A 1,917-nucleotide genomic window follows, 5' to 3' on the forward strand; every position below is an offset into this window, starting at 1 on the left:
GGTAGGGACCGTAAATGGCTCGGTAGCTCAGTTGGTAGAGCAAAGGATTGAAGCTCCTTGTGTCGGCGGTTCGATTCCGTCCCGCGCCATTCATTAGAATGAAGTGCGGGTATAGTTTAGTGGTAAAACGAAAGCCTTCCAAGCTTTAGTCGCGAGTCCGATTCTCGTTACCCGCTTTAATGGGCCTATAGCTCAGCTGGTTTAGAGCGCACGCCTGATAAGCGTGAGGTCGATGGTTCAAGTCCATTTAGGCCCATTGGAGACTTACTCAAGTGGCTGAAGAGGCGCCCCTGCTAAGGGTGTAGGTCGGGTTATTCCGGCGCGAGGGTTCAAATCTCTCAGTCTCCGTATTTAGAGCGAGAAATCGCGATATATCAATATTTATAGTTAAGAAAAACACCTTTTGACTAGGAAAAGGTGTTTTTTGTTTATAGATTTAACTGTTTCAATGCATTAATTGCGTCATCTTGGTTCTTTTTAGTGATGTGTGTATAAATATCTAAAGTAATCCTAATGTCTGGGCGTCCTAGAAGCATTTGAACTGTTTTAGGCTTTATAGCCGTATATTTCTATCAAAAGTGTTGCAAGGTGTGTCTAAATCCATGAATTATAATACGTTTAATATCTCTTTGATCAGCATATAGTTCAGGATTGGGTATTCCATATTTAGTGGCATATTTTGTATTTTTCTGGTGATCCAAGCTATAAACTTCATTAGGCCATTGCATTGGTTTGGATAGAACTACATAATTGCCTGTTATGGTGTGAAAAAGCTTGTTTGAGACGATTTTTCATTTTTCGATATTGTGGCCGCACCTCTTTTAAAAAAAGCCTCAGGAGAATAAGCTGATGACCAGATGTGAAAGTAGTTAAATAAAGACATCTTCGATTACGTGATCGACTAATATAGTTGGATGAAAATTATGTTATCCACTTTCAAGACACAAAAGATAGCTTATGTTAAAAGAAATACTTTGAAGATAATATTCTTTAGGATAGATTTTTGTTATTACTTTTGATTTTTATTGGAAATATAAGATATAACATGTATTATGACAAGTGAGAGGAAAAATAGTAGAAAATAAAGGAGCATCTTAAGAAACAAACAATAAAAGAAGCTAAAGCAATTCTTTGGATACAAGCCTTAGCTATGAACAGAAGGCAGTAAATCCTTATTTTTTGTATTCTAATACGAGAAGACTTACATAAAGAAATTAAATTTGGAAAGAGTTATAATCAGCGTAATTTGTATAAATTTAATAGTTTTTGTTAATTAGAGATTTTCATTGTGGATAGGAGTACAATTTTAACTTATCAGAAATTTATAGGCAAAAGCCAAAGCTAATAAAAAATCTCAGATAAAAATATATAGAATTTTTCAATATGTATATATGCAAAATATTTTCTTAAGAACTTGATTTTTAAATGAAATTAGACAGCTAAAAACGCTGCTAAATCAAGCTTTTAGCTGATCGGTATAAAATTAACAAATTTTTTTGCAAAAAAAGGGTTGCACTAATGAATAGTTTCTAGTAATATATTTATTGCTGATGCGGCAAGAAAGAAAAATTACTTCTTGACAAGCTGAGCTTGAGAGAGTAACATTATAAAAGTGCCTTAGCATTAATTAAATATTATGACCCGTTGGTCAAGTGGTTAAGACACCGCCCTTTCACGGCGGTAACATGAGTTCAAATCTCGTACGGGTCATTACCATAGCAATGGTAAAATGGAGGATTACCCAAGTCCGGCTGAAGGGAACGGTCTTGAAAACCGTCAGGCGGGTTCTGCCCGCGCGTGGGTCCGAATCCCACATCCTCCTTATATCATCGCGGGATGGAGCAGTCTGGTAGCTCGTCGGGCTCATAACCCGAAGGTCATAGGTTCAAATCCTATTCCCGCAATATGGTCCCTTAG

At 36.6% G+C, this 1,917-nt stretch carries 7 tRNA genes; all 7 read left to right on the forward strand.

Annotation, left to right across the window (positions count from 1 at the left end):
* Nucleotides 1-16 precede the first annotated feature (16 nt).
* The 7 genes from BN55_RS08600 to BN55_RS08630 all read left to right on the forward strand — a co-directional run bounded on the left by BN55_RS08600 (nt 17) and on the right by BN55_RS08630 (nt 1,904).
* Nucleotides 17-89 (forward strand) — tRNA-Phe (locus BN55_RS08600).
* A 16-nt stretch (nt 90-105) separates the two neighbouring features.
* Nucleotides 106-176 (forward strand) — tRNA-Gly (locus BN55_RS08605).
* A gap of 5 nt (nt 177-181) precedes the next feature.
* Nucleotides 182-256: transfer RNA gene (locus BN55_RS08610), tRNA-Ile, on the forward strand.
* 2 nt (nt 257-258) lie between these two features.
* Nucleotides 259-348 (forward strand) — tRNA-Ser (locus BN55_RS08615).
* 1,290 nt (nt 349-1,638) lie between these two features.
* Nucleotides 1,639-1,710, forward strand: a tRNA-Glu gene (locus BN55_RS08620).
* Between the two features lie 21 nt (nt 1,711-1,731).
* Nucleotides 1,732-1,822, forward strand: a tRNA-Ser gene (locus BN55_RS08625).
* An 8-nt stretch (nt 1,823-1,830) separates the two neighbouring features.
* Nucleotides 1,831-1,904 (forward strand) — tRNA-Met (locus tag BN55_RS08630).
* The last annotated feature ends 13 nt before the right edge of the window (nt 1,905-1,917 follow it).

The sequence above is a fragment of the Lactobacillus hominis DSM 23910 = CRBIP 24.179 genome (assembly GCF_000296835.1).
Taxonomy (GTDB): Bacteria; Bacillota; Bacilli; order Lactobacillales; family Lactobacillaceae; genus Lactobacillus; species Lactobacillus hominis.